Genomic DNA, 24953 nt, shown 5'->3' with positions numbered 1-24953 from the left:
TTTATCAGAGAGTTTGATGCACACCGGTAAAGAGAAAGTTTCGCGAATTTCGCTCGCGCCGGTGCTGCTTGCGTTCAGCCTCGCCACCGGCAATGTTTTCCTCGCGCCGGCAGCCTACGCGCTTTCCGAACTGCACAAGATCCCCGGCCAGGCGGCCAACGAGACGCCGCCCGCACAGGGAAGCGCTCAGGGACAGAGCCAGCCGCAGGGCGGGACCACTCCCGGCGTTCCCATGGCCGATCCGCTGGTCAACAGCCAGAACAATCAGGGTGTCGACAAGACGCCGGGCGCTCAGGAGAATTCCAAGCCCGCCGAGGTGATCTACGACATCAGCAAGGTGCCAGAGCCGGTTCGCAAGATGCGCGAGCAGATCGTCGAGGCGGCCGCCTCCGGCGATCTCGAGCGGCTGCGGCCGCTGATGGGCGCCGGCGCCGACCAGACGCAGGTGACTGTGGGCGAACCGACCGACGACCCGATCGGAACGCTGAAGGATCTGTCGGGCGATCCTGACGGCGACGAGATCCTTGCCATCATGCTCGACATCGTCTCGACCGGCTTCGTGCATGTCGGCCAGGGCACAGCTGAGGACATGTATGTCTGGCCCTACTTTGCCGAGAAGGATTTGAAGTCGCTGACACCGCCGGAGCGCGTCGAGCTGCTTCGCATCGTCACGGCCGGCGATCTCTCCGACATGCAGGAATTCGGCGGATACAATTTCTATCGCCTCGGCATTACGCCTGAGGGTAAATGGAAATTCTTCACAGCGGGCGATTGATGCCCGTCTCGCCTGCGCTGTTCACGTTTCGCATGGCGCTTGCGATCCACCTCATGAAGACATACCTCTGAGCGATGACCAACGCGACAGGTTCCGCCATGCCAGCCGTATTCCTGAAAGACCGCTCCTTGCTCTTCGTTAGCGGCGCGGAAGCCCAATCCTTCCTGCAGAACCTAATCACCACCGATATCACCGCGCTCGGGGCCGACGAGGCGCGGCCCGGAGCATTGCTGACGCCGCAGGGCAAGATCCTGTTCGACTTCATGATCTGGCGGGACGGCGAAGGTTACAGGATCGAGACCGATGCTGGCCAGCGTGACGCCCTGCTGAAGCGGCTGACGATGTACAAGCTGCGCGCCGCCGTCACACTTGCGCCGAGTACCGAAGAGGGCGTCACCGTTTCCTGGGGCGAGGATGCCGAGGGCAGCCAGGGCGTCCGGGACAGCCGCTTCGCCAAGGCGGGCATCACGCTGATCCGCCGGCCCGGCAAACGTGGCGATGGCAGCGAAGCGCTCTACCACGCGCTGCGCATCAGCCACGGCATCGTCACATCAGGATCGGACTTCGCCCTGCAGGACGCCTTCCCGCATGACGTGCTGATGGATTTCAACGGTGGCCTCTCCTTCAGGAAAGGCTGCTATGTCGGCCAGGAGGTCGTCTCGCGCATGCAGCATCGCGGCACCGCGCGCCGGCGCGTCGTGACGGTGTCCGCCGCAACGAATCTGCCAGGGACCGGGACGGAGATTTCCGCCGCCGGCAAGCCGATCGGTACGCTCGGTTCGGTCGACGGCGGCAATGGACTTGCGATCGTGCGCATCGACCGTGCCGGCGCCGCGATGGCGGCAGGCACGCCGCTGCTCGCCGGCGACACGCCTGTTTCTCTTGTCCTGCCGGCATGGTCCGGTCTCGTCTTTCCCGCCAGCGCCGACGAGGCCAGCGCGTGACAACGACGAAAGCTCCGCGTGCCTGGCAGCGCATGCTGTCCGGGCGCAGGCTCGACCTGCTCGACCCCTCGCCGCTCGATGTCGAACTGATCGACATCGCTCACGGGCTTGCGCGCGTGGCCCGCTGGAACGGCCAGACGTCAGGCGATCATGCTTTTTCGGTGGCCCAGCACAGTCTCGTCGTCGAGGATATCTTCCGCCGCTTCAACGATGCGCGGCCGCAGGAGTGCCTGATGGCGCTGCTGCACGATGCACCCGAATATGTGATCGGCGACATGATCTCGCCGTTCAAATCGGTGGTCGGCGGCGGCTACAAGACGGTGGAAAAGCGGCTGGAGGCTGCCGTGCACCTGCGCTTCGGCCTGCCGCCGCATCCCTCGCGCGATCTCAAGGACCGGATCAAAAAAGCCGACACGATCGCCGCCTATTTCGAAGCGACCGTGCTTGCCGGTTTCACACCCGCCGAGGCACAGAAATTCTTCGGCCAGCCGCGCGGCATCAGCAAGGACATGCTGATGATCGAGCCCCTGCCCGCGATCGAAGCGCAGCGGTTGTTCTGCGAGCGCTTCGCGGCGATCGAGGTCGAACGGGAGATGGTATCGTGACCTTCATCGTCGTCTCGCCGCTATCGCGCATCGCAGAAATGGCAGTGCGCCACAAGGCGCGTGACATGATCAGCCTGATCGCCAAGGAGCAGGCCTTTCACCGGCCGGGCGTGATCGCGGCCGATCGCCATCTGACACTTGGCATGAACGATATCGTCTTCAAGGGCACTGGCGATCTCGTGGCGCCTGACGAGACGCATGTGCGCGGGATTATCGACTTTGCCGCTTCGTGGCGGCAGGAGACGCCGCTGCTTATCCATTGCTGGATGGGCGTGTCGCGATCGCCGGCCGCAGCGCTCATTGCCGCGCTGTCGCTGGCACCCGATCAGAGCGAGGAAACGCTTGCCCGCCGGCTGCGGGCCGCCTCGCCTTTCGCGACACCGAATGCCCGGCTGATCGAGATCGGTGACGCGCTGCTTAACCGCAACGGCCGGCTGGTCGCGGCGGTGCGGGCAATCGGACGCGGCGCGAATGCCGACGGCAACGCGCCCTTCCTGCTGGCGATCCGAGACGCCGCCTGCGGTTGACGCTGCCGCCCGCCGCTCCATCTAGCCCCCGACCAAGCACAACGACAGGGCCAGATCATGGAACAACAGGCAGCCGATGTCCTCCTCGCCACGCAAACGGCACTCAGTCAGGCAAGCGCGCTGGCGGTGCAGTATTCCTTCTCCGTTCTCGGAGCGGTGATCCTGCTCGTTCTCGGCTGGGCGCTGGCCGGTTTTGCCAGCCGCTGGGCTTATGAAGGCCTGTCGCGCGTTCATGGCATCGACGAGACGCTGGCGCGATTCTTCACCAATGTGCTGCGCTATGCGCTGCTCATCCTGGTGTTCATCACCGTGCTCGGTCAATTCGGCGTCCAGACCGCCTCGATCATCGCCACCCTCGGCGCGGCAGGCCTGGCGATCGGACTGGCGCTGCAAGGGACGCTGCAGAATATCGCCGCCGGCATCATGCTGCTGATCCTCAGGCCGTTCCGCGTCGGCGAATATATCGAGACCAGCGGCGTGGCCGGCACGGTGCGCGAAATCGGATTGTTTGCGACCGAACTCAGAACCGGCGACGGGCTCTACCGGTTGGCGCCGAATTCCACGCTCTGGAACACGCCCATTACCAATTTCAGCCGCGAGCCTACGCGGCGGGACGAGCTGAAAATCAGCGTCGCCCCTGAGGATGACATCGATCTGGCGATGGAGAGGCTGATTGGCCTTGCCAAAGCCGATTCCAGAGTGCTGACGTCACCGGCACCCAGCGTCTTCATCGATAGCCTCGGCGACAGTGCGATCTCCGTAACGCTGCGCTATTGGGCAAAGACCGGCGATTGGTGGCTGGTCAGCCGTGACATGGTGAAGCGCGTGAAACTCGCCTTCGACGAGAATCCTGCCGCTGTGGCGAATGCTTCAGATGCCGCGCCGTCAAAAAAGTCCAATGGCGGGGCAACCGCCGAAAGGTCGACGCAGACGCGGCAGTAAGACATTGCAGCGCCGCGGATCTTATTAAGACCAGCGGCGCTGTGCGCACTTTGAATTGTTGCATAGCTTTGCCCTTCAATCGATTCCGATTCAAGGAATTGTGCCGTAGCTATTGGATGACGCCGCAGGAAAGTCTTTCGCCGGCATCACCAGAAGGCTGGCTGCGATAATCATCCGAATTGGCATGCACCATCAATGCGCGGCCGCGAATGCCGTCGGTCTTGCCGTCGAGCGTGACCATGCTGTCGAAGATCTGTGCCCGCAGCACGCCGTCCTGCCCGACATATTGATTGGGCATGTCGCCGGCGTGCGGACCCTTGGCGGCAAGAATGCCATGCTCCGCCTTCTCAGGATTGAAATGACCGCCCGCCGATTCATGATGGGTCGCGGCGTCGCAGCGGCCGGTCTCATGAACATGGAAGGCCACCCATTTGTTCGCCGGCAGTCCCGATATCTCGACTTCGATCAGGACGCCGCCAGTGGCGGCAGCCGTCAGCTGTGCGCGACCGTCTTCCTTGCCGTCCTTGCCGACGAAATTGGCGACCGCCGTCTGCTTGTCCTGAGCGCCTGCCGGCAATGCAACCGCAAGCAGGCTCAAGGCGGCGATAATGCGCATGGCTTTCATGGAGATCTCCTTCCGTCCGGTTGTCCTTCTGAACGTGTCAAACCGGAAGGTGTTCCTGATCCAGAGCGCCGCGTGTCCGACAGGACGCGCTATCACCTTTGAATCGGCGCATAATCCTTTCCGAAAATCATTTCGATTTTCGGGGTTATGCAGTAGAGCGCCGCGCGTCCGACAGGACGCGCTAAGGACGCTCTACGACTTTAAATTGGCGCATAACCCCGAAAATCGTTCCGATTTTGGGGTTATGCGCTGGGAATATCGGACGAGAAAAGCCGGCCAAACGGCCGGCTTGCAAATCACTCGAATTGAGACGTCGGTCGTCAGGCGACAGCGTTGAAGTCGAACTGGCCGTAAGTGTTACGATAGAGATCGTCGGACTGATTGCCGGTCGCCGGCGCGGTCTGCTGCAACGGATAGGAAACCGCGATGCTGCTTGCCGTGCCGCCGTCACGCGTGTCCATCATCAGCGCAATCAGGCTGCCGGAAAATTTCGGCTGCGTCTCGCTGGTCGTGTCGTCTTCCAGGAGTTCCTTGATGATGCCGGGTTTCTCATCGGCGGCACGTTCGCCGCGGCTGAGGACGCCATCGCCATTGACATCGAGACGCGAAAGCGTCGCCAAATATGCATATGAGGTGTCTGAAACGGATGTAGTGCTGGTCATACAAACCTCCATTCACCGCCTTTTGCCGGTGGTGTTTGTACGCAATACGAACGTGGAAAATCAGTGTTGACTCGGTGGTTAAACTGATTTGCGCAGTGCGTCAATAAGTTGTTAACTTCTCATTAACGATGATTGACAAAAGTTAACGGAATGCCGCGAAATCGCGTGCCACCTGCGTCAGACAACCGGCCCTACCAGTATTTCAGTGATTTTTCACATATAAAACAAACGCCTAACAAACTGTCATCGCTGCTGCACTGCAACCGAATATTAATCCGGCCCATCCAGAATGGGCGTTGCAAGGTACCACCTTGACGTTCGGCTTATAAAAAATCAATTTTATGTTCACTTTAGAAAGGTTTTCCGAAGCGATGAGGTACGTTCATCAATTGAAGACGATCATTGCCGTCGCAGCCGTCCCACAGGACGCGCCCACATGAAAGCCGAAGCGCTCTTCTGGCAGCAATGCAGCCAGGCCGTCACGGCCGATGGATCGGTCGACGCGCAGCGTCTGATGGAGCTTGTGATCGCGACCTATCGCGTCCATGAAAATGACTATGACGAAATCGAGAGAAGCGCGGAAACGCTGTTGAGGGAAAACCATGCGCTGAGAGGCAATATTTCCGCCCTCAGCCAGGCATTCGACGGGCAGCAAAAACTCTTCGAAATCATCCTCAACAACCTGCCGCTCGGTCTCAGCGTCTTCGACGCCGATCAGCGGCTGACGCTTTCCAACATCGGCTTCCGGCAGCTCTTCGGCCTGACGCAGGACGATGTCGTCGTGGGCGTGACAATCGCCGATCTCATCGACAAAATGCGCGGTGCGGAGGGCACCAGCGCCAAGCCCGGCCGGCGGGTCGGGCGACATTCCTCTGCGATCGCAACAAGCGGCAGTATCCGCCGGCGCGAATGGCTGATGGACGACGGCCGCACCATCCAGAGCATGGTGACCATCCTTGCCGACGGCAGCAGCATCGCCATTCATGCCGATATCACCGAGGATCGAAAGGCGGCCGAGCGTATCACCTATCTCGCTCACCACGACCCGCTGACCGGCCTTCCGAACCGCATCCATTTCCGCGAGCAGGTCGATGCGACGCTCATCGAGCGCAAGCCGGACGAGCAGGTCGCCCTCGTTCACCTCAATCTCGACCGGTTCAAATCGATCAACAACACGATGGGCGTGTCGGTCGGCGACAAGATCCTGCAGCAGGTCGCCGAGCGTATCCGAGCCTCGGCCGGTTCGGAGAACGCCCTGGCACGCCTCGGCTCGGATGAGTTCGCCATCCTGCAGACAGGCAAGCAGCAGCCGTGGAACGTGACGGCGCTGGCCGAGCAGATCCGCCGTGAGCTTTCCGAGCCATTTTTCCACGGCGAGAAACAAGTGGAGCTCAGCGTTTCCATGGGGATCGCGGTCGCCCCTGATGATGGCGAGGAAACCGATATCCTGCTGAAGAATGCCGGCGTGGCGCTGTCGCATGCCAAGGCGGACGGGCGCAAACGCGAGCGTTTCTTCGCCGGTCAGATGGAAGTGCAGATGCAACTGCGCCACGCGCTCGAGGCAGACCTCAGAGCAGCCGTCGAGAACGAGGAATTCGAGCTGCACTACCAGCCGCTTTATGACCTCTGGCAGCGGCGCATCTGCGGCTTCGAAGCCCTGATCCGCTGGAACCACCCGATCCGCGGCCGCGTCCCGCCGATGGATTTCATTCCACTCGCCGAAGAGGTCGGCCTCATCGTCGATATCGGCCGTTGGGTTTTGCGCCGAGCCTGCAGCGATGCGGCGCAATGGCCGGAGGGCATCAAGGTCGCGGTCAACGTTTCTGCAATCCAATTCAGCGGCAGCGACCTGACCAAGGACGTCGGCGAAGCGCTTGCCGCCGCCGCACTGTCGCCGTCGCGGCTCGAACTCGAAATCACCGAGAGCGTGCTGATGGAGAATCTCGACGAGGTGCTGCCAATCCTGCATGCGCTGAAGGAGCGCGGCGTCCGCATCTCGATGGACGATTTCGGCACCGGCTATTCCTCGCTGAGCTATCTCTCGAGCTTTCCCTTCGACAAGATCAAGATCGACAAATCCTTCGTCAACGACATCGTCGACAACAAGGAAGCGCATGCGATCATGCACGCGATCATTCTGCTCGGCGATGCGCTCGGCATGCGCGTCACCGTCGAGGGCGTCGAGACCGCCGAGCAGCTGGCGCTGCTCGAACGCGAGGAATGCGACGAGATCCAGGGCTATCACATTAGTCCGCCGAGACCCGCAGGTGACGTGCCCCATCTTCTCTCCCTGCCGCCGAAGAATAGCGACGCGCGTCTTGCCAAAGCCAAGCACTGAGATCCCCCTGCCGCGCGGCGCTGTCGATTGCGACTCGCGCAGCAAGCCGCTACAAAATCGCTGCGGTTCCCGAGGTCTTCGTTGTTGCATCCTTTGACCCGCCCGCTCCGCCCCGATGCTCTATCGACGGAAAAGATCTTCCTCATAACAGGTGGCGCAATGTTCGAGGCTGAAGCCTTCTTCCCACACGAAACGCTTGCGGCGGTGCTGATTGCGCATGCGGCCGATGGCGACGACGGCTCACACGACCTTGCCCATATCCTGCGCGTCTTCAGGAATGCCATGCGCATCCACGCGGGAGAAGGTGGCGACGGGCGGGTGCTTGCCGCTTCCGTGCTGCTGCACGACTGCGTCGCTGTCGAGAAGAATTCGCCGTTGCGGGTAAAAGCATCGGCTTTGGCGGCGGAGAAAGCATCGGCGATCCTGGCAGAACTCGGCTGGAGCGGCGCGGATATCGAAGCCACGGCCCACGCAATCACCGCGCATAGTTTCTCGGCCGGGGTGGTACCGCAGACGCTGGAGGCGAAGATCCTGCAGGATGCCGACCGGCTGGACGCGATCGGCATGATCGGCGTCGCCCGCTGCTTCTATATCGCCGGGCGATTGGGATCCGGGCTCTACGATCCGTTCGATCCGGCGGCGGCAGACCGCCCGCTCGATGACAAGCGTTATGCCATTGACCATTTCCAGACGAAGCTGTTCAAACTGGCGGAAGGATTCCAGACCGAGACCGGCCGCAGGCTGGCGGCCGCGCGTGACAAAAGCTTGCGCGATTTTCTCTCGGAATTCATGGACGAAATCTAGGAGAACGGCATGCGTGTCAGCGACCTCTTCATCTACCCGCTCAAGAGCGCTCGCGGCATTGCGCTGCCGGCCGCCGACATCGACGCCTATGGGCTTCCCGGCGACCGGCGGGCGATGATCACCGATGCGCAAGGGCGCTTCATCACCCAGCGTGAGCTGCCCGACCTCGCACGCATCGAGGTACGACCGGAAGCGAGTGCCTTTCGGCTGCTGATGCAGGGGAAAACGGACATATCGGTATTGCCGCCTCAGCCTGAAACCCGCATGGATGTGACCGTGTGGAAATCTGCCGTCAGCGCCGCCGTCGCCGATCCGCAGAGCAACCGGCAGCTTTCCGAATGGCTTGGCCGCGAGGTGCGCCTAGTCTTCTTCGACGGGCAGGCACGGCGGACGGCGAATGCCGAATGGGCCGGCGAAGCCACGCCCGTGACCTTTACCGACGGCTACCAGATCCTGGTGACGACGACCGGCTCGCTGAAAGCGTTGAATGCCGATCTCGCCGCCCATGGCGAGGGCAGCGTCGGCATGGAACGCTTCCGTCCGAACATCGTCATCGATACCGACGAAGCCTGGGCGGAGGACCGCTGGGCGGCGATCGAGATCGCCGGCATCCGCTTCGATCTCGTCAAACCCTGCTCCCGCTGCATCATGACGACGCAGGACCAGTTGACCGGGTCCCGCGAGGGACCAAACCCTATGCCGGCCATGGGCCGCATCCGCATGTCGGCCGACCGGCGCGTGCCCGGCCCGCTCTTCGGCTGGAACGTCACGCCGCGCGGCAGCGGCAGGATCAAGATCGGTGACGAGGTGAAGATCATCGAGGCGCGACCGGAGGGCTGGGCGATGAAGGTGCGCGCACGGGGGTAGGTCGAATTGCGGAAAGCGGCTTGAACGAGGCTTTCTCCCGCACACGCCGCAATATCCTCCTCACCTGTCCTCAGTCCTGACCCTAGGACAGGATGAGAGAGCAACGAGCAACGTCGTTCGACACATCTTGCTCTGAGTAAGGAGAGACGGAAAGGCGTTGCCACGAATCTCTTCTCCCCAACGGGGAGAAGGTGCCGGCAGGCGGATGAGGGGGTGAGCGACGATAGGAGCGAATGCACTGAGCGCAAGCGAAGGGCAATTAAGGGCGTGCCGTGCGGCCCCCTCATCCGACCCTTCGGGCCACCTTCTCCCCGCTGGGGAGAAGAGGGAGCAAACCCGCGACCTTCCCGCTTTGGCGCTAGCGGCACGGCGAGTCCAAGGAGATGCCAGTTCGGGCTGAACTGACTTGGTGAGGGCGTTGAGGACTGTGCCGTGACCTACGCGCGCGAGAGTGCAGCATCGATAGCTGCCATGACATCGGCCGGCAGTGGTCCCTTCTCCAGCGCGCCGGCATTTTCCTCCACCTGGGCAACGGTGCGGCAGCCCGGAATGGGAAGGGTGCGCGGCGAGCGTGCCCAGAGCCAGGCAAGCGCGCCCTGCGTCAGCGTGCGGCCGCCTGATATCAGGAGATCGCGGACGGCATCGAGCCGTGCGGCGAATTCCGGGGCCATGCGCCCGTCCTTGAAATAGACCATCCAGTCAAGGGCGGCCCCACGGACATCCTTGGCGCCCACCGCCTTGTCGGCGGTGAATTTGCCGGTCAGCAGCCCCATCGCCAGCGGACCGCGATTGATGGAGATCAGGCCCCTCCCCTCGATCACCGAGATCATCTCCGGCACCGGTTCGAAAACGTTCATCGTATGCTGGATCGAGACGTAGCCCTGGCGGCTGGTATGACGGGCGGCACGATCGGGAAAATCGGTGCTCCAGCCGAACGCATCGATCTTGCCTTCGGCGCGCAGCGCTTCCAGCGTATCGAAGACGGCATCCGACTGTTCCAGCGGAAAATCATTGAGGTGGAACTGCAGGAGATCGAGGCGATCGCGCTTGAGACGGCGCAGCGAGGTCTCGACCGAACGGCGGATGAAGGCCTCATCGGCGAAGGCGCCGGTTGCCTGCTTGGTTTCCGAATCGGTGGCGAAGCCGAACTTGGTGGCGATGACGATATCGTCGCGATTGCCGATCGCCCGGCCGAGCACCTCCTCCGAGTGGCCGGCGCCGTAATTCGAGGCCGTGTCGAAGAAGCGGATGCCGAGTTCGATGGCGCGGTTGATCGCCTGCACGGATTCATCGTCGTCGACATCGCCCCAGCCGAGCGGCGTGTCGCCGGCAAAGAAGGGACCGCCGATCGCCCAGCATCCCATGCCGAGGCGCGGAATTTCGCGGCCGTTCCAGAGTGTGATCGTCGTCGGTGATGCGGTCTTGGTCAGCATGAGGTCCTCCTTGATTGGCAATCCTGTGAAGACATAGGAAGCGCTCATCGGCAGGTAAACCGCCAAATCCGGAGGATGTTTTGCACCCGTAAAAAACGAGATCAGGCGGAAATACCATTCGGGCCGGAAAGCGTCCGCAAGGCTGGATTAAGCGCCTTGAGCGCCGCCTGAACGAAACCATCGCGGGCAGCTGCCGCCTCGATGCCGCGCGGCTCGTAGACATGACGATGCAGAAAGAACCCTGTCAGACGGAATGCGGCTGCGAGACTATCGAAATCGGCCGCGTGATTGCCCTCGATGCTGAGGAACGGCGGCAGGAGCAGCATCTTGTCCGCCCAGGGGGCACCAGCAGTGCGGCTGACGGCGCGGCCGGATTTCGGCGAGACATAGACGAGATCGGAACGGGCGCCGGTCGCGGCGCATTCGGCAAGATCGAGGCCGAAGCCGAGGTCATTCAGCACCGCAAGCTCGAAGCGCACAAAGAGTTCACCGGCATCGGCCGGGTTGTGCAGGTGATCGAGGATGACCTCCAGCGCATCGAAGAGGTGCGGATGCGGGTCACGCTCCGGCAGCAGCCGCAGCAGCGCGCCCATCGCCTGGACACCGTAGACGGCGGTCGCCGTTTCCATCAGTCGGGCAGCGCGCAACGTCACCGGCTCGACGCGGAATTCGCCCAGATGCTCGTCAAGCCGGGCACGCCAGATGACTTCCACTGCATTGCCCGCTTGCAGCACCGGCTGCATGGCGCGCGAGCGGCCGGAGCGCACCAGGCCGAGATGGCGGCCGCGATCACGCGTCATTACCTCAGCGATGACGCTCGTCTCGCCGTGGCGCTTGACGCCCAGGATGATCGCATGGTCCTGCCACTGCATCGAAAGAAGTCCTTACGGCTGACGAATCCATCCTACTGCATAATTCAACGCGTTACAGCGTCCTTTGCGCGTCTGAAAAGACGCGCTGCAATGCAAGGTCTGGCTTCTGCCATGGACCGCGTCAGGCGACAGCCGGGAAAAGCCTCTGCAGGAACTCCCGCATCGCCGTTTCGTCGAAAGGCTTCACCAGAAGCGGTATGTTCTGCAGATCGGGCGGGAAATCGCCGGTATCGGAATAGCCGCTGACGAAGCCGAAGGGGATGCCGATATCGAGAAGATGGCGGGCAAATCCGAAGCTCATGCCCTCGCCGAGATTGACGTCGAGAAGGGCGAAATTATATGTCTCCGCAGCAATGGCAGCCCTCGCCTGTTCGACGCTGCCGACGATATCGATACTCTCGACACCTGCCAGGCGGAGAATATCCTCCGCCTCCATCGCGATGATCAGACTGTCTTCAAGAACCAGAACACGGATTGCGCTCATGATTCGATGCCCCTCGTCGGGCGCCTGTCGCAGCGCCCCGGCCGTTTCGCCAACATCATTGCCCTCCGGTGCCCCGCATGGCACGCTATCGGTGAATTCCGCCACCTTTTCTGAATAAACCATTTTTCTGCCCGGTCGATAAGAATCAAAATCGGAGGAAAGATGACGGCCGACCTTATTTTCCTTGCTGCTAATCTGCATTTAAAAAAGACATAACGAAGCTGCTTGGCTGAAGCATGTCGCGCAAAACTGTGCAGTGGTTTTGTGCTGACGACATGCGTAAAACAAAGACCTAAAATGCGAGGAGTGAATCTGAAAGATCGCGACGCGCTTTAGATGAACGGGCGTTTGCCCTCTCCGAGCCCTTCCCAGCCTGATATCGCCATCAATTCCTCGCCATTCAGCACCTCGCAGCCGCGCTCCTGCCAACGGATGAACCCACGTTCGCTGAGCTTTTTCAATGTCTTGTTTGTGTGAACGATGGAAAGACCGAGCGTATCGGCAATATGCTGCTGGGTGATGGGGATGAATTTGCGGCCGTTGAAGATATTGAGCTTCCGACCGCGCTCAAACAGGAAAGCGATCAGATAAGCTGCTCGTTCCAGCGCCGTGCGGCGGCCTATGCTCAAGAGATGCTCATCCAGGATGCGCTCCTCCCGCGCGGCGATCCAGGTGATGTCGAAGGCGAGCGAGGCGTGCTTGTTGTAGAGCGTCATCAGCCTGTCACGCTCGAAGACACAAAGGGACACGGGCGAAAGCGCTTCGACGGAATGCTGCATCTCACCGGCAATCGTTCCCTGCAGGCCGACCAGGTCGCCCGGCATGATATAATTCAGAATCTGGCGGCGTCCGTCCTCCAGCATCTTGTAGCGGAAGCCCCAGCCGGCGAGCACCGTGAAGAGATGAGCGCTATGTGCGCCCTCGACGAGGATGGTGGAGCCGGCATCGACGGCAAGCTCACCCCTCTTGAAGCTCGAGACGAATTCCAACTCGTCACGGCTGAACTCCCTGAAATGCGGCAGGGGCCGCAAAGGACATTGCTCGCAAGGGGTCTTAAAAGAATTGATGGGTCTCGACGTCGCCATACTTGCCCTTGCCGTCGCAAAATCGGCGCGCCAACATTGACGCGCCGTTCATCAAGGAATGCCCAAGGCACGGATTTGTTCCATGAGCGAGGCGAATTTTTGGTGCAGAAACAAATGGCTGGCGCAATCCCGACGAAATCCTTGCCATGCTTATTTCGGGAAATCGAGACCCATTTCGCGGAACCGCTCAGGATCATCACCCCAATTCTCGCGAACCTTGACGAACAGGAAGAGATGGACCGGCTGTTCGAGGATCTCCGACAATTCCTTGCGGGAAGCAGTCGAGATCGCCTTGATGGTTTCACCGCCCTTGCCGAGCGCGATCTTCTTCTGGCTGTCGCGCTCGAGATAGATCACCTGCTCGATCCGCACCGAGCCGTCCTTGCGCTCTTCCCACTTCTCCGTCTCGACATGCGAGGCGTAGGGAAGCTCCTGGTGCAGGCGCAGAAACAGCTTCTCGCGGGTGATCTCGGCAGCGAGCTGGCGCATCGGCAGATCGGAGATCTGGTCTTCGGGATAGTACCACGGCCCCTCCGGGAGCGTTTTCGCCAGATAGTCCATGAGGTCGTCGCAGCCGGAGCCATTTTCGGCGGAGATCATGAAGGTGCGCTCGAAAGCGATCTTCTCGTTGGCGGCAGCGGCCAGCGCCAGCAGATCCTCGCGGTTGACGCGGTCGATCTTGTTGAGCAGCAGGATCTTCGGCTGCCGGACTTCCTTGAGGCCTTCGAGGATGGCTTCGGCATCGCCGCGCAGGCCGCGCTCGCTGTCGATCAGCAGCACGATCAGATCGGCATCCCTCGCACCACCCCAGGCCGAGGTCACCATGGCGCGATCAAGCCGGCGTCGCGGCTTGAAGATACCAGGCGTATCCATGAAGACGATCTGGGCATTGTCGTGGATCGCGATGCCGCGGACGATGGCCCGCGTCGTCTGCACCTTATGGCTGACGATCGAGACCTTGGCGCCGACGAGGCGGTTGACCAGCGTCGACTTGCCGGCATTGGTCGGCCCGATCAGCGCGACAAAGCCCGAATGCGTCGGACCATTGGTTTCTGCGGCAGCTGCGGCCGCGATATCTTCTTCTTGTGTCATTGTCCCGTCAGTTTCCGGCAGGCGATTGCTGCCAAATGCCTTCGCGCTCGAGCATCTTCGTTGCCGCCACCTGTTCGGCGGCACGCTTTGACCGCTCTACGCCGGTTTCGGGCTTAATGCCAGCAACTTCCACCGTCACCTTGAAGCGCGGATCATGATCCGGTCCGCTGCGTTCATCAACCCGGTAGATCGGCGTGACGCCGAATTTCGCGTGCGACCATTCCTGCAGCTCGGTCTTGGCGTCGCGCTTGGCGCCATCGGCCCGCACCGCCCTGCCCTGCCAGTAACGCAGAATGAAGCGGCGGGCAACTTCCAGGCCGCCGTCGAGATAGATCGCGGCGATCAGGCTTTCGACGACATCGGCGCGCACATTCATCATGCGCTTGCCGGTCAGTTTCTTCACATCGGCGCCGGTGCGGATATAGAGGTGAAGATTGAGTTCGTCGGCAACCGCAGCACAGGTTTCGGCGCTGACGAGCTGGTTGAGGCGAACCGAGAGCTCGCCTTCTCCTGCCGTGCCGAAGGTGCGGAACAGAAGCTCGGCGATGCAGAGCCCGAGGACCCTGTCGCCGAGGAATTCCAGCCGTTCGTAATTGCCGCCCTTTTCGGTGCGGGCGCTGGCATGGGTCAGCGCGCGATCCAGGCGTTCCTTTTCAGCGAAGTCATGACCGATCAGGCCTTCAAGCTTTGCGCGGTCCGCCGCAGAAAGCGTCTGCGCCTTACTCATTCAACAACCTTGAAGAGGCGGTCCCAACGCATGTTCGTCGGCCACTTCCAGATTTCGCGGAAGGAGGTGTCGTTGCCGAGCGAGAAGAAGATGACGCTGGCACGGCCGACAAGATTTTCGGCAGGCACGAAGCCGACGTCAAAGCGGCTGTCGAGCGAGTTGTCGCGGTTGTCGCCCATCATGAAATAATGGCCTTCCGGCACGATGAATTCGCGGGTGTTGTCGCCACGCGACACCGGAGACTGATCAAGCGTGTCGTAGGACTTGCCGTCGTCGAGCGTTTCGCGGAACACCGGCACGTCCTCGCCCGGGTCAAGCTTGTAATCCGACGTGAACGCACCGTCCGCCACCTTCGGAACCGGCTTGCCGTTGACGTAGAGCACGCCGTCGGTCACCTGGATATGGTCGCCCTGCAGGCCGATGCAGCGCTTGATGTAGTCGATCTCGGGGTTCGGCGGGAAACGGAAGACGACGATGTCGCCGCGCTTCGGATCGGCGCCGAACAGGCGGCCGCTGAATATATCGGGCGAGAAGGGCAGCGAATATTTCGAATAGCCGTAGGCGAACTTGTTGACGAAGATGTAGTCGCCGACAAGCAGCGTCGGCATCATCGAACCGGACGGAATGGTAAAGGGCTGGAACAGCACCGTTCGGATCACCATCGCCAAAATCAGCGCCTGGATGATAACTTTGATATTTTCCCAGAGGGCGTTCGGCTTGGCTTCGACTTTTTCGGACACGCAGTCTTATTCCTTCAAGACGCCGCGGCGGCGCAATTCTTTCTGTCGTTCTCTCTAGCGGCTTCGGCCGGTTGCGGCAATGGCGACAACATCAAAAGCGACGAGAGGTCGCGATCAACAGCTCCCGAGGTCACGATCAACAGCTCCCGAGGTCGCGATCAGAGGCTCTCGGGCAACGCCTCGATAATGACGAAGGCCTGCGCCAAGGGATAATCATCCGTTATTGTCAAATGAATGGCGGGCCTGTGCCCCGCGGGCAGCAACGATTCGAGGATCAGGGCGGCGGCGCCCGATAAAAGCATGGTCGGCTTGCCGCTCGGCAGGTTGACGACGCCCATGTCCTTCCAGAAGACGCCCTGCGCTATGCCGGTGCCGAGCGCCTTGGAACAGGCCTCCTTGGCGGCGAAACGCTTGGCATAGGATGCGGCACGGTTTGCCCGCTTATCGGAACGCGCGCGCTCGATCTCGGTGAAGCAGCGATGGGTGAAGCGCTCGCCGAAGCGCTCGATAGATTTCTCGACACGGCGAATGTCGATCAGATCGCTGCCAATGCCGATGATCATGCCGGACCCTTCCGTGGCTTAAGAATTCTTGATCGGGTTCATATGCTCGGCATGTCGCCGGCTGGAACGGCAAGACGCAGGCGCGCCCGCTCCATCAGCCGTATATGGCGGCGCGTCTGAAAACTCCTGACGGTGTAGAACGTCAGCGCATAGAGCGCAACTGAGGTGACGATCGCCGGCGGGATAGCGCCGACCAGCATCGGCTCCAGCACCGGCTTCCATAATTCGGTGAAGTTCAACTTATGGAAAAGGGCGGCGAGATCCACCGTTTGACCGGCCAGATGGTCCTCGCGGCTCAACAGCAGATGCCCGATTTCCCAGGTGATGCCCCAGATGAAGGGGTAGGTCAGGGGATTGCCGAAGGCGGCGCAGCCGAGGGCGGCGGCCACCATGCTGCCGGAAAGGAAATAGGTGATGACGAAAGCCATGACGAAATGCACGCCGATGAAAGGCGTCCACGAGACGAAGACACCCGCAGCGACGCCGGCGGCAACCGCATGCGGCGAAGCGCTCAGGCGCAGGACGCGCATTGTCAGGTAACGGATCGGGCGAAGGAAACCTTTGCGAGGCCATAAAAGCTCCCGCATCTTTTCCTTGAATCCCGCAGGTTTGCGACGGCGAAACAACATGGCCGGTATTTAGTGCAGCGCACACCACCATGACAAGAGCGGCAAATGATACCGCCCGAAAAACAGCCCCTCAGTTGTCTCTGCGACTAGGAGCGTCTTCATGCCGAGGGGCGTCCGTTATGCATAACGTCCCTCAATTACCTCAAGTATAAAGTCCAGTATCAGCGATTGCGGAACAGACCGCGATCGACCTGGCGCTGACGAAACTCGAGGTCGATACGATCGAACGAGCCATTCAAATATGCCATTTCACGTTCCTGGGTGGTCGGAGCGCGAAAGGCGCGAGCGAATTTCTTGATAGGGTCAAACATTATCTTGTCTCATCTTCTGTTTATGTTTCGATGACCAGAAGATAGGCCTTGCAAAGGTTAATTACCACCGCCGCAACATGGATACAGGCATGCGCTCAACGCATCTCTCGCCTTTTTGATGCGCCGTTTTGATCTTAAAACGATCATAAAATGTGCAATCTTTCGCTCAAATCCCTGAAGGGCTTAACAAAAGCTTACTCGTAGAGGCGCCGGACCGTGGCAATGCAATCCAGCTCCTTCATCTGGGCGAGCAGCTGGTTGAGCTGACGCAGGTCCCAGACCTCGACCTCGAGCATCATTTCGGTGAAATCGGCCGCGACCCGCACCGTGTTCAGCAAGCGGATATTGACGTCGAGGCCTGCGACCGTCTGGGCGACCTTGGCGAGCGTGCCGGGTTCATTCAACCCATTCACCATGATACGCGCCATGAAACGCGACTTGTTGGCTTCGTCGAGATCCCAGCGCACGTCGATCCAACGGTCGGGCTGATCGTCGAAACGCTGCAGGCTCGGCGACTGGATCGGATAGATGGTGATGCCGTTGCCCTGGTCCATTATGCCGACGATACGATCGCCGGGCACAGCGCCGGTCGGCGCGAACTTGACGTCGACATTGCCGGACAGGCCGCGGATCGGCCCGATATCGGCCTCGGTGTCGATTTCCGAATGGCCGCCCTCGTGCCCTGCCTTGGTCTTGCCCGGGATCTTGAAGATCATGCCGGCGGCACTGCGGACGTTAAACCAGCCGTCATCGCCGGAGGGCTTCACGGTGACGCGCTCATCCTGATGATCGGGATAGACGGCGCGCAGCACGTCGAGCGAGGACATCTCGCCGCGGCCGACGGCGGCGATCGCATCCTCGACATCCTTCTGACCGAGACGGTGCAGCGCCGGCTTCATCGCTTCGCGCGAGAAGATCTTGCCGGCCCTGTTGAAGGTGCGCTCGAGAATGCGGTGGCCGAGACCGGCATATTGCTTGCGGATCGCCATGCGGGTGGCGCGGCGAATGGCGGCGCGCGCCTTGCCGGTCACGACGATCTCCTCCCAGGCGGCGGGCGGAACCTGCACGCCGGAGCGGATGATCTCGACCTCGTCGCCATTTGCAAGCCGCGTCACCAGCGGCATGATGCGGCCGTTGATCTTGGCGCCTACTGTGGTGTCGCCGATATTGGTGTGCACCGCATAGGCGAAATCGATCGGGGTGGCGCCGCGCGGCAGGGCGATCAGCTTGCCCTTCGGCGTGAAGCAGAAGACCTGGTCCTGGAAGAGCTCGAGCTTGGTGTGTTCGAGGAATTCTTCCGGGCTGTCGCCCTCGGCGAGCGCCTCGATCGTATGACGCAGCCAGGAATAGGCATTGGATTCGCGAGAAAGGATGTCGCCATCGGCATTGGTAGCGCCGTCCTTATAGAGCGTATGGGCGGCGATGCCGAATTCGGCGATTTCGTGCATGCGCTTGGTGCGGATCTGCAGTTCGATGCGCTGGCTGGAGGGGCCGACGATGGTGGTGTGCAGCGAACGGTAATCGTTCTGCTTCGGCGTCGAGATATAGTCCTTGAAGCGGCCCGGCACGACGCGCCAGCGTGTGTGGACGATGCCGAGCGCCCGGTAACAGGAGGGGATGTCCTCGACGATCAGGCGGAAGCCGTAGACATCGGAAAGCTGCTCGAAGGAAAGCGACTTCGACTGCATCTTGCGGAAGACCGAATAGGGCTTCTTCTGCCGGCCCTTGACATAGGCGCTCGTCAGGCCGCTTGCGACCAAAAGGTCGCGCAGTTCGGCCTCAATCTTCTTGACGATGCCTTCGTTGCGCTTCGAAAGCTCTTCCAGCCTTTTGGTGACGGTCTCGTAGGCTTCCGGGTTCATATGGCGGAAGGAGAGTTCCTCGAGTTCCTCGCGCATGTCCTGCATGCCCATGCGGCCGGCGAGCGGCGCATAGATTTCCATCGTCTCCTCGGAAATGCGGGCACGCTTGTCGGCCGACATGTGATCGAGGGTGCGCATATTGTGCAGGCGATCGGCAAGCTTGACGAGCAGCACGCGCACATCGTCGGAAATAGCCAGCAGCAGCTTGCGCAGGTTTTCCGCCTGCTTGGCCTTCTTGGTGACGAGATCGAGCTTCTTGATCTTGGTCAAACCCTCGACCAGGCGGCCGATATCCTCGCCGAAGAGTTCGTCGATCTCGGCGCGTGTCGCCGTCGTATCCTCGATCGTATCGTGCAGAAGGGCGACCGCGATCGTCGATTCATCGAGGTGCATGTCGGTGAGAATGGCGGCGACCTCGAGCGGATGGGAAATATAGGGATCGCCGCTCGCGCGCTTTTGTTGGCCATGCTTCTGCATGGCGTAAACATAGGCTTTGTTCAGCAGTGCTTCATTGGCATCGGGCTTGTATTGCTGAACCCGCTCCACGAGCTCGTACTGCCGCATCATTCCAAAGCCACTCCGATAAAAATAAAAGCGCGCCAATCAACGATTGGCGCACACATGGGCAATAATATGCCTAAGCAATAAAGGTGCAAGATTGACGATTGGTAATCGTCGCTCTTTTGCATCGCATGCAGCTTTTTCCGGATCGCATCTGACCGATGCGACAGGGATCCGGCCAGCGCGCTTAGTAGTCGTCGCTCTTTTCCGGCGGCACGAGGCCTTCGATGCCGGCAAGCAGCTCTTCTTCCGACATCTGGTCGAAAGTGATCGTCTCCGGCACGTCGTCCTGCTCTTCGCTATCGGCTGCGGCGACACCGCCGGCGGCGATCATGCTTGCCGGATCGGGCTCGGGCTCGTCGACTTCGACATGCTTCTGCAGCGAATGGATCAGATCTTCCTTGAGGTCATCGGGCGAAAGCGTCTCATCGGCAATTTCGCGGAGCGCCACGACAGGATTCTTGTCATTGTCGCGATCGATGGTGATCGAGGCACCCTGGGAAATCAGCCGGGCGCGGTGGCTGGCGAGCAGAACCAGCTCGAAGCGGTTCTCCACCTTGTCGATGCAATCTTCAACTGTGACACGGGCCATTGCCTGTCCTTTACGGTCGTCATTTCGGGATTAACACGCCCGATACAATTAAAACCGGGCAAATACAAGTTTTTCATTCCGGCTCCCTCGTCTTTATCCGCGGCTGAGCTAGATTTCCATGGAGAATGTCATAATTCCACCGAAGGTTGCTTGGAATATGTCGAATCGTGCCCTAAATCTTTCATATATGAATAATTCATAAAGTAAGGATCAGATCGAAATCGAAACACAAGCTATTGTTTTTATTGAAGTTTGCCCCATGCGGATTTCGATTGCTCTCATTGGATTGGTAAGCGATGTTTGACCCACGCGAAAAAATTGCACTCTTCATTGACGGCGCCAACCTCTACGCTGCATCCAAGAGCCTCGGCTTTGACATTGATTACCGCAAGCTGTTGAAAGCATTCCAGAAACGCGGATATCTGCTGCGCGCGTATTATTATACCGCTCTGATCGAAGATCAGGAATACTCATCGATCCGGCCGCTGATCGACTGGCTCGACTACAATGGCTACAAAGTCGTCACCAAGCCCGCCAAGGAATTCACAGATTCCATGGGCCGCCGAAAGATCAAAGGCAACATGGACATCGAGCTTGCCATCGACGCCATGGAACAGTCCGAAACGGTCGATCATCTCGTCATCTTCTCAGGCGACGGCGATTTCACGAACCTGGTCGAGGCGTTGCAGCGTAGAGGCCGCAAGGTCTCGGTGATCTCGACCATGGCGACCCAGCCGCCGATGATCGCCGACGACCTGCGCCGGCAGGCCGATCATTTCATCGACCTATTGTCTCTGAAGGCTGAAATCGGTCGCGACCCCTCCGAGCGGGCGCCACGCCCAGCCGAAGTCGCCCCGGCCAGCGATTTCGAGGACTGATCTCTCCATCATCCCGAACGGAGCGGCCACGAGGCTTACAGCTCCATGCGTCTTTTCAGACATGCAAAGGACGTTGTAACACCTTGAATGGCTGCGGCCAGCTCCTCACGCGGCCATGCCTTTGCGTGGATGATACGCGAAAGCGGCCGATTGCAGTGTGATCAGCCCCAGCGTGGTCAACCATGAGCCTTCAGCAGGCGGCTCTTCTGCCGGTTCCAATCGCGCTCCTTCTCGGATTCGCGTTTGTCGTGCAATTTCTTACCTTTGGCGAGCGCCAGTTCCATCTTTGCCCGACCGCGATCGTTGAAATAGATCTTCAGCGGGATCAGCGTCATGCCTTCGCGGTTGATGGCAGAGCGCAGGCGATGGATTTCACGGCCCGACAGCAGCAGCTTGCGGCGCCGGCGCGGTTCGTGATTGAAGCGGTTGGCCTGCAGATATTCCGGCAGGTAGGAATTGATCAGCCAGATCTCGCCGCCCTCATCCGAGGCGTAAGATTCGGCGATATTGGCCTTGCCTTCGCGCAGCGACTTGACCTCCGTGCCCATCAGCACGATGCCGGCCTCGTAAGTATCGATGATCTCGTAGTTGAAGCGGGCCTTGCGGTTTTCGGCCACGACCTTGTTCACCACGCGCTGGCTGCCTTTGGGGGCCATGACGATATTCCAATTTCTTCAGAGCATGATGCCGAAGGCGACATCATGCTCTATTTCTTTGATTTAGTTCCGGATTCAGATTTTAGGCCGACCCGGCCTAAAATCATCCGGACCTAGGGCGCGAAAAGCCGCGCCCTCATTCCTTGCCCTTTATGTAAGGGAGAGACCCCGTCTTGTGAAGAAGGCCGGTCTCGTCAGTTCAGCAGGCCTGCATGTCGCATCGCGGCGTCGATCGCCGATTCCGTTGCCGGCTCCAGCGTCGAAAGCAGCGGCGAGCGAACGTTGCGGCTCATCCGGCCAAGTTTGGAGAGCCCGTATTTGGCGCCGCAAAGACCCGGCTCAAGGAAGATCGCCTTGTGCAGCGGCATCAGCCGATCCTGAAATTCCAGCGCGCGGGCATAGTCGCCGGCCAGCGTAGCCGCCTGGAAGTCGGCGCAAAGGCGCGGGGCGACATTGGCCGTTACCGAAATACAGCCGACGCCGCCATGGGCGTTGAAGCCGAGCGCCGTCGCATCCTCGCCGGATAACTGCCTGAAATCTGCGCCGCAGCTGATGCGCTGTTCGGAGACGCGCTCGATCTTGCCCGTCGCATCCTTGACGCCGACGATATTCCTATGCGCCTTGGCGAGCGCACCCATCGTTTCCGGTGTCATGTCGACCACCGAGCGGCCGGGGATGTTATAGATATAGATCGGCAGATCGACGGCCTCGGCGATCGCCGAAAAATGCGCGATCAAGCCCTTCTGCGTCGGCTTGTTGTAATAGGGCGTGACGACCAGCACGGCGTTCGCACCGACCTTTTCGGCATGCTGGGCAAGCTCGATCGCCTCACGCGTATTGTTCGAGCCGGCGCCGGCCATGACGGGAACGCGTTTCGCGGCAACTTCGATGCAGAGTTCCACCACCCGTTTGTGCTCAGCATGCGACAGCGTCGGGGATTCACCGGTCGTGCCGACCGGAACGAGACCACCGCTGCCTTCCTTGATCTGCCAGTCGACATGAGCGGCGAAGCTGTCTTCGTCGATCAGTCCGGCATCCGTGAAGGGGGTGACGAGGGCGGGAATGGACCCATTGAACATGCAAAGCTCCTCACGACCAAATCCTTGCTTCGGCCGCATTCCATGAATATGAGTTGCGCACCATAGAGCGCCGAAATCATCGCGACAAGCGCGCAGAGTTCGGTTTAGGGCAAATTCCGATAGCAGATGTGAATGAATTTTACCTGGTACGGTAAGGTTTCGTTAAGATGCCTCTAGCCAAATGGCAGGGCGTGTTTTCGTTGCGAGATCCCGGATGAAGAAAGCTGTCCTGATTCTGTCCGCCTTCGGCTTCATTGCCGCCGCGTGGAGCAGTGTTGCGTCGCCGCTTCCCGGCGAAAGCACCCCCATGCCTGCCGTCAAGCCGCTCGGCTTCATTCCCGAAACAGCCATACCGGAATCGATCACAACAGGCGCCATTCCGCGCAATCCGGCCATCGCGCCCGTCAACGGCGACCTGAAAGCCGGCCTCGACGCGCTTTCCGACAAGGACCCGCAGCTGGCGCTTTCGATCCGTGACAGCATGCGCGACGGGACGCTCGACCGCCATATCCTCACCTGGGCGATCGCCGTTTCCGGATTGAAGGGTGTTCCTTCTTATGAAATCGCCAGCGCCGCGCAAGAGCTCAAGAGCTGGCCGGGTCTTTCGCGGCTGCGCGCCTATTCCGAACGCGCGATCTATGACGAAAATCCCGCCCCTTCCGCCGTGCTCGCCGCCTTCGGCGATACTGCGCCCGAGACGATGCAGGGCGCCGTCATCCTCGGCCGGGCGCTGGTTGCGTCAGGCAAGCAGGCGCAGGCGGCAAAATATATCCGCAAGGTCTGGCGCGGAGAGGCTCTCGACAAGGCGACCGAGGACAAGATCCTCATCGAGTTTTCCGCGCTGTTGACGCCTGCCGACCATAAGGCGCGGATGGACTATCTGATGTATCGCGGCCGGGTGGCGCAGGCCAAGCGCTTCGGAGACATGGGCCAGGCGCAGTCGCTCTACACGGCCTGGGCTGCCGTCGACGCCAAAGCTGGCAATGCCGGCGCGCTGCTCAACGCCGTCGATGCGAAATGGCGCGGCGATGCCGGCCTGCTGTTTGCGCGGATCGAATATCTGCGCAAGCAGGACAAATATGCCGAGGCGGCAGCGCTTCTGGAGCAGATGCCGCCCGAGCGTAGCGAACTCGTCAATTCCGGCGAATGGTGGAACGAGCAGCGCATCATCAGCCGTGGTCTCGTCGACCAGGGACAATTCAAGCCTGCCTATCGAATCGTCGCAAACTACGCCGCAACAAGCCCGACGGATATCGTCGAGGCTGAATTCCATGCCGGATGGTACGCGCTTCGCGGCCTGCAGGACTCGACAACGGCGGAAAGACACTTCCGCAAGATCCTCCAGACATCAAACGGGCCGATCTCGGTTTCACGCGCCTGGTATTGGCTGGGACGAGCAGCGGAGGCCGGAGGCCCCGGCAAATCCAGCGAATTCTATGCGAAGGCCGCGAATTTTCCCGGCACCTTCTATGGACAGCTTGCGGCCGAAAGGCTGGGGCGAAAGACGCTTGATGTCACCTATCCCGCACCGAGCACGGCCGACCGGCAACGCCTCCAGGCACGCGAAGCCGTGCAGGCGATCGCCCGGCTGGAGGCCGCCGGCCATGGATGGCGGGCCGCCATTCTCTATCTTGCGCTTGCCGATCAACTGCAAAGCCCCGGTGAATTGGCTGTCCTTGCGGCGCGGGCCGAGCAATCCGGCGATCATCATCTCTCGCTGCAGATCGGCAAGATCGCCTATGGGCGCGGCATCGATGTCGCAGCGCTTGCCTTTCCGGTCGGCGTAATCCCGGCGAACGCCAATATAACAGGCTCCGGCAAGGCGCTTGCCTATGCCATCGCCCGGCAGGAAAGCGCCTTCAACCCGGCCGCCGTTTCGGCGGCGAACGCGCGCGGCCTGCTACAGCTTCTGCCGGGAACAGCCCAGGCGGTGGCCAAGCGCCACAACATCGCCTTTTCCAAGGACAAGCTGACAGCCGATGCCGGCTATAACGCGACACTCGGCGCGCATTATCTCGGCGAGCAGATCGACGCCTTTGGCGGTTCCTATATCCTCACCTTCATTGCCTATAATGCCGGGCCGAAGCGGGTGCCGGAATGGATCGGCCGCTACGGCGATCCGCGCGGCAGGCCGATCGACGAGATCGTCGACTGGATCGAGCGCATCCCCTTCCCCGAAACGCGCAACTATGTGCAGCGGGTGATGGAGAACTACGAAGTTTATAAAGCCCGTCTGGGCCAGCCCACCGATATCGAGCGCGACCTGATCGGCGGACGCAGCGCCTCCTGAAGCCATTTGG

Annotated in this window: 26 protein-coding genes; 10 read left to right on the top strand and 16 right to left on the bottom strand. The window is 60.7% G+C overall.

Annotation, left to right across the window (positions count from 1 at the left end):
• Positions 1 to 16: 16 nt before the first annotated feature.
• The 5 genes from B5P46_RS10545 to B5P46_RS10525 all read left to right on the top strand — a co-directional run bounded on the left by B5P46_RS10545 (position 17) and on the right by B5P46_RS10525 (position 3793).
• Positions 17 to 775 (top strand): hypothetical protein, encoded by a 759-nt coding sequence (locus tag B5P46_RS10545; protein ID WP_129418606.1) that lies wholly within the window; start codon positions 17 to 19, stop codon positions 773 to 775.
• A gap of 98 nt (positions 776 to 873) precedes the next feature.
• On the top strand, positions 874 to 1719 hold the full coding sequence (locus B5P46_RS10540; RefSeq protein ID WP_129418605.1) for a YgfZ/GcvT domain-containing protein: 846 nt from the start codon (positions 874 to 876) through the stop codon (positions 1717 to 1719).
• Positions 1716 to 2324 carry a YfbR-like 5'-deoxynucleotidase gene (locus B5P46_RS10535; RefSeq protein WP_029872987.1) on the top strand — a complete coding sequence of 203 codons (609 nt, stop codon included), beginning with the start codon at positions 1716 to 1718 and terminating at the stop codon, positions 2322 to 2324. Before B5P46_RS10540 ends, B5P46_RS10535 begins: the two co-directional genes overlap by 4 nt.
• A complete protein-coding gene (locus tag B5P46_RS10530; protein ID WP_129418604.1) occupies positions 2321 to 2851 on the top strand; it encodes a tyrosine phosphatase family protein in 531 nt (176 codons plus the stop codon). Before B5P46_RS10535 ends, B5P46_RS10530 begins: the two co-directional genes overlap by 4 nt.
• A 57-nt stretch (positions 2852 to 2908) precedes the next feature.
• Positions 2909 to 3793 carry a mechanosensitive ion channel family protein gene (locus B5P46_RS10525; RefSeq protein ID WP_129418603.1) on the top strand — a complete coding sequence of 295 codons (885 nt, stop codon included), beginning with the start codon at positions 2909 to 2911 and terminating at the stop codon, positions 3791 to 3793.
• A gap of 109 nt (positions 3794 to 3902) precedes the next feature.
• Here B5P46_RS10525 and B5P46_RS10520 read toward each other — a convergent pair whose 3' ends face one another.
• Positions 3903 to 4418, bottom strand: a complete 516-nt coding sequence (locus tag B5P46_RS10520; RefSeq protein WP_129418602.1) for a superoxide dismutase family protein — start codon at positions 4416 to 4418, stop codon at positions 3903 to 3905.
• A 320-nt stretch (positions 4419 to 4738) separates the two neighbouring features.
• Positions 4739 to 5080, bottom strand: coding sequence for a hypothetical protein (locus B5P46_RS10510; protein ID WP_129418600.1), 342 nt, complete (start codon positions 5078 to 5080; stop codon positions 4739 to 4741).
• Between the two features lie 436 nt (positions 5081 to 5516).
• On the opposite strand from B5P46_RS10510, the gene B5P46_RS10505 reads away from it, so the two are divergent.
• The 3 genes from B5P46_RS10505 (at position 5517) to B5P46_RS10495 (ending at position 9089) form a co-directional block, all read left to right on the top strand.
• Positions 5517 to 7418, top strand: a complete 1902-nt coding sequence (locus B5P46_RS10505) for a putative bifunctional diguanylate cyclase/phosphodiesterase (protein ID WP_129418599.1) — start codon at positions 5517 to 5519, stop codon at positions 7416 to 7418.
• Positions 7419 to 7577: 159 nt separating this feature from the next.
• Positions 7578 to 8222, top strand: a complete 645-nt coding sequence (locus B5P46_RS10500; protein WP_129418598.1) for an HD domain-containing protein — start codon at positions 7578 to 7580, stop codon at positions 8220 to 8222.
• 9 nt (positions 8223 to 8231) lie between these two features.
• Positions 8232 to 9089, top strand: coding sequence for an MOSC domain-containing protein (locus B5P46_RS10495; protein ID WP_129418597.1), 858 nt, complete (start codon positions 8232 to 8234; stop codon positions 9087 to 9089).
• Positions 9090 to 9526: 437 nt separating this feature from the next.
• Here B5P46_RS10495 and B5P46_RS10485 read toward each other — a convergent pair whose 3' ends face one another.
• From B5P46_RS10485 to rpoZ, 12 genes are all read right to left on the bottom strand, one after another.
• Entirely contained in the window at positions 9527 to 10522 is a 996-nt protein-coding gene (locus tag B5P46_RS10485; RefSeq protein WP_129418595.1) for an aldo/keto reductase, read from the bottom strand.
• A gap of 101 nt (positions 10523 to 10623) precedes the next feature.
• The gene (gene recO, locus B5P46_RS10480) at positions 10624 to 11394 is read right to left on the bottom strand and encodes a DNA repair protein RecO (RefSeq protein WP_129418594.1); all 771 of its coding nucleotides are present in this window, start codon (positions 11392 to 11394) and stop codon (positions 10624 to 10626) included.
• Between the two features lie 121 nt (positions 11395 to 11515).
• On the bottom strand, positions 11516 to 12001 hold the full coding sequence (locus B5P46_RS10475; RefSeq protein ID WP_129418593.1) for a response regulator: 486 nt from the start codon (positions 11999 to 12001) through the stop codon (positions 11516 to 11518).
• Positions 12002 to 12210: 209 nt separating this feature from the next.
• Positions 12211 to 12963 (bottom strand): Crp/Fnr family transcriptional regulator, encoded by a 753-nt coding sequence (locus B5P46_RS10470; protein ID WP_129418592.1) that lies wholly within the window; start codon positions 12961 to 12963, stop codon positions 12211 to 12213.
• 150 nt (positions 12964 to 13113) lie between these two features.
• Entirely contained in the window at positions 13114 to 14055 is a 942-nt protein-coding gene (era, locus tag B5P46_RS10465; protein WP_129418591.1) for a GTPase Era, read from the bottom strand.
• Positions 14056 to 14062: 7 nt separating this feature from the next.
• Complete coding sequence (gene rnc / locus B5P46_RS10460) at positions 14063 to 14782, bottom strand: ribonuclease III (protein WP_011651202.1); 720 nt, start codon at positions 14780 to 14782, stop codon at positions 14063 to 14065.
• A complete protein-coding gene (gene lepB / locus B5P46_RS10455; RefSeq protein WP_129418590.1) occupies positions 14779 to 15522 on the bottom strand; it encodes a signal peptidase I in 744 nt (247 codons plus the stop codon). Before lepB ends, rnc begins: the two co-directional genes overlap by 4 nt.
• Before the next feature lie 158 nt (positions 15523 to 15680).
• Positions 15681 to 16085 carry a holo-ACP synthase gene (gene acpS / locus B5P46_RS10450; RefSeq protein ID WP_129418589.1) on the bottom strand — a complete coding sequence of 135 codons (405 nt, stop codon included), beginning with the start codon at positions 16083 to 16085 and terminating at the stop codon, positions 15681 to 15683.
• Positions 16086 to 16123: 38 nt separating this feature from the next.
• Positions 16124 to 16714 (bottom strand): DUF2062 domain-containing protein, encoded by a 591-nt coding sequence (locus B5P46_RS10445; RefSeq protein ID WP_129418588.1) that lies wholly within the window; start codon positions 16712 to 16714, stop codon positions 16124 to 16126.
• Between the two features lie 161 nt (positions 16715 to 16875).
• Positions 16876 to 17025, bottom strand: a complete 150-nt coding sequence (locus B5P46_RS10440) for a DUF3563 family protein (protein ID WP_129418587.1) — start codon at positions 17023 to 17025, stop codon at positions 16876 to 16878.
• 194 nt (positions 17026 to 17219) lie between these two features.
• Positions 17220 to 19454 (bottom strand): RelA/SpoT family protein, encoded by a 2235-nt coding sequence (locus B5P46_RS10435; RefSeq protein ID WP_129418586.1) that lies wholly within the window; start codon positions 19452 to 19454, stop codon positions 17220 to 17222.
• A gap of 181 nt (positions 19455 to 19635) precedes the next feature.
• Positions 19636 to 20040 (bottom strand): DNA-directed RNA polymerase subunit omega, encoded by a 405-nt coding sequence (gene rpoZ, locus B5P46_RS10430; RefSeq protein ID WP_003558080.1) that lies wholly within the window; start codon positions 20038 to 20040, stop codon positions 19636 to 19638.
• A 296-nt stretch (positions 20041 to 20336) separates the two neighbouring features.
• Here rpoZ and B5P46_RS10425 point away from each other — a divergent pair, with 296 nt between their 5' ends.
• On the top strand, positions 20337 to 20918 hold the full coding sequence (locus tag B5P46_RS10425) for an NYN domain-containing protein (protein ID WP_003546927.1): 582 nt from the start codon (positions 20337 to 20339) through the stop codon (positions 20916 to 20918).
• A gap of 176 nt (positions 20919 to 21094) precedes the next feature.
• Here the strand turns inward: B5P46_RS10425 and smpB are convergent, their stop codons facing one another.
• Positions 21095 to 21574 (bottom strand): SsrA-binding protein SmpB, encoded by a 480-nt coding sequence (smpB, locus tag B5P46_RS10420; RefSeq protein WP_003546925.1) that lies wholly within the window; start codon positions 21572 to 21574, stop codon positions 21095 to 21097.
• 194 nt (positions 21575 to 21768) lie between these two features.
• Complete coding sequence (dapA, locus tag B5P46_RS10415) at positions 21769 to 22653, bottom strand: 4-hydroxy-tetrahydrodipicolinate synthase (protein ID WP_129418585.1); 885 nt, start codon at positions 22651 to 22653, stop codon at positions 21769 to 21771.
• 214 nt (positions 22654 to 22867) lie between these two features.
• On the opposite strand from dapA, the gene B5P46_RS10410 reads away from it, so the two are divergent.
• Positions 22868 to 24943 carry a lytic transglycosylase domain-containing protein gene (locus tag B5P46_RS10410; RefSeq protein ID WP_129418584.1) on the top strand — a complete coding sequence of 692 codons (2076 nt, stop codon included), beginning with the start codon at positions 22868 to 22870 and terminating at the stop codon, positions 24941 to 24943.
• Positions 24944 to 24953: the final 10 nt, after the last annotated feature.

Source organism: Rhizobium leguminosarum (assembly GCF_004123835.1).
Lineage (GTDB): Bacteria > Pseudomonadota > Alphaproteobacteria > Rhizobiales > Rhizobiaceae > Rhizobium > Rhizobium leguminosarum_M.
The sequence above is the reverse complement of the archived record's forward strand: the minus strand, read 5'-3'. Positions and strand labels throughout refer to the sequence as shown.

Bases quoted from the DNA above. Each gene is read 5' to 3' on its own strand.
- B5P46_RS10545 (WP_129418606.1), top strand. From the start codon at position 17: ATGCACACCGGTAAAGAGAAAGTTTCGCGAATTTCGCTCGCGCCGGTG.
- B5P46_RS10540 (WP_129418605.1), top strand. From the start codon at position 874: ATGCCAGCCGTATTCCTGAAAGACCGCTCCTTGCTCTTCGTTAGCGGC.
- B5P46_RS10525 (WP_129418603.1), top strand. From the start codon at position 2,909: ATGGAACAACAGGCAGCCGATGTCCTCCTCGCCACGCAAACGGCACTC.
- B5P46_RS10520 (WP_129418602.1), bottom strand. From the start codon at position 4,418: ATGAAAGCCATGCGCATTATCGCCGCCTTGAGCCTGCTTGCGGTTGCA.
- B5P46_RS10510 (WP_129418600.1), bottom strand. From the start codon at position 5,080: ATGACCAGCACTACATCCGTTTCAGACACCTCATATGCATATTTGGCG.
- B5P46_RS10505 (WP_129418599.1), top strand. From the start codon at position 5,517: ATGAAAGCCGAAGCGCTCTTCTGGCAGCAATGCAGCCAGGCCGTCACG.
- B5P46_RS10500 (WP_129418598.1), top strand. From the start codon at position 7,578: ATGTTCGAGGCTGAAGCCTTCTTCCCACACGAAACGCTTGCGGCGGTG.
- B5P46_RS10495 (WP_129418597.1), top strand. From the start codon at position 8,232: ATGCGTGTCAGCGACCTCTTCATCTACCCGCTCAAGAGCGCTCGCGGC.
- B5P46_RS10485 (WP_129418595.1), bottom strand. From the start codon at position 10,522: ATGCTGACCAAGACCGCATCACCGACGACGATCACACTCTGGAACGGC.
- recO (WP_129418594.1), bottom strand. From the start codon at position 11,394: ATGCAGTGGCAGGACCATGCGATCATCCTGGGCGTCAAGCGCCACGGC.
- B5P46_RS10475 (WP_129418593.1), bottom strand. From the start codon at position 12,001: ATGGTTTATTCAGAAAAGGTGGCGGAATTCACCGATAGCGTGCCATGC.
- B5P46_RS10470 (WP_129418592.1), bottom strand. From the start codon at position 12,963: ATGGCGACGTCGAGACCCATCAATTCTTTTAAGACCCCTTGCGAGCAA.
- era (WP_129418591.1), bottom strand. From the start codon at position 14,055: ATGACACAAGAAGAAGATATCGCGGCCGCAGCTGCCGCAGAAACCAAT.
- rnc (WP_011651202.1), bottom strand. From the start codon at position 14,782: ATGAGTAAGGCGCAGACGCTTTCTGCGGCGGACCGCGCAAAGCTTGAA.
- acpS (WP_129418589.1), bottom strand. From the start codon at position 16,085: ATGATCATCGGCATTGGCAGCGATCTGATCGACATTCGCCGTGTCGAG.
- B5P46_RS10445 (WP_129418588.1), bottom strand. From the start codon at position 16,714: ATGTTGTTTCGCCGTCGCAAACCTGCGGGATTCAAGGAAAAGATGCGG.
- B5P46_RS10440 (WP_129418587.1), bottom strand. From the start codon at position 17,025: ATGTTTGACCCTATCAAGAAATTCGCTCGCGCCTTTCGCGCTCCGACC.
- B5P46_RS10435 (WP_129418586.1), bottom strand. From the start codon at position 19,454: ATGATGCGGCAGTACGAGCTCGTGGAGCGGGTTCAGCAATACAAGCCC.
- rpoZ (WP_003558080.1), bottom strand. From the start codon at position 20,040: ATGGCCCGTGTCACAGTTGAAGATTGCATCGACAAGGTGGAGAACCGC.
- B5P46_RS10425 (WP_003546927.1), top strand. From the start codon at position 20,337: ATGTTTGACCCACGCGAAAAAATTGCACTCTTCATTGACGGCGCCAAC.
- smpB (WP_003546925.1), bottom strand. From the start codon at position 21,574: ATGGCCCCCAAAGGCAGCCAGCGCGTGGTGAACAAGGTCGTGGCCGAA.
- dapA (WP_129418585.1), bottom strand. From the start codon at position 22,653: ATGTTCAATGGGTCCATTCCCGCCCTCGTCACCCCCTTCACGGATGCC.
- B5P46_RS10410 (WP_129418584.1), top strand. From the start codon at position 22,868: ATGAAGAAAGCTGTCCTGATTCTGTCCGCCTTCGGCTTCATTGCCGCC.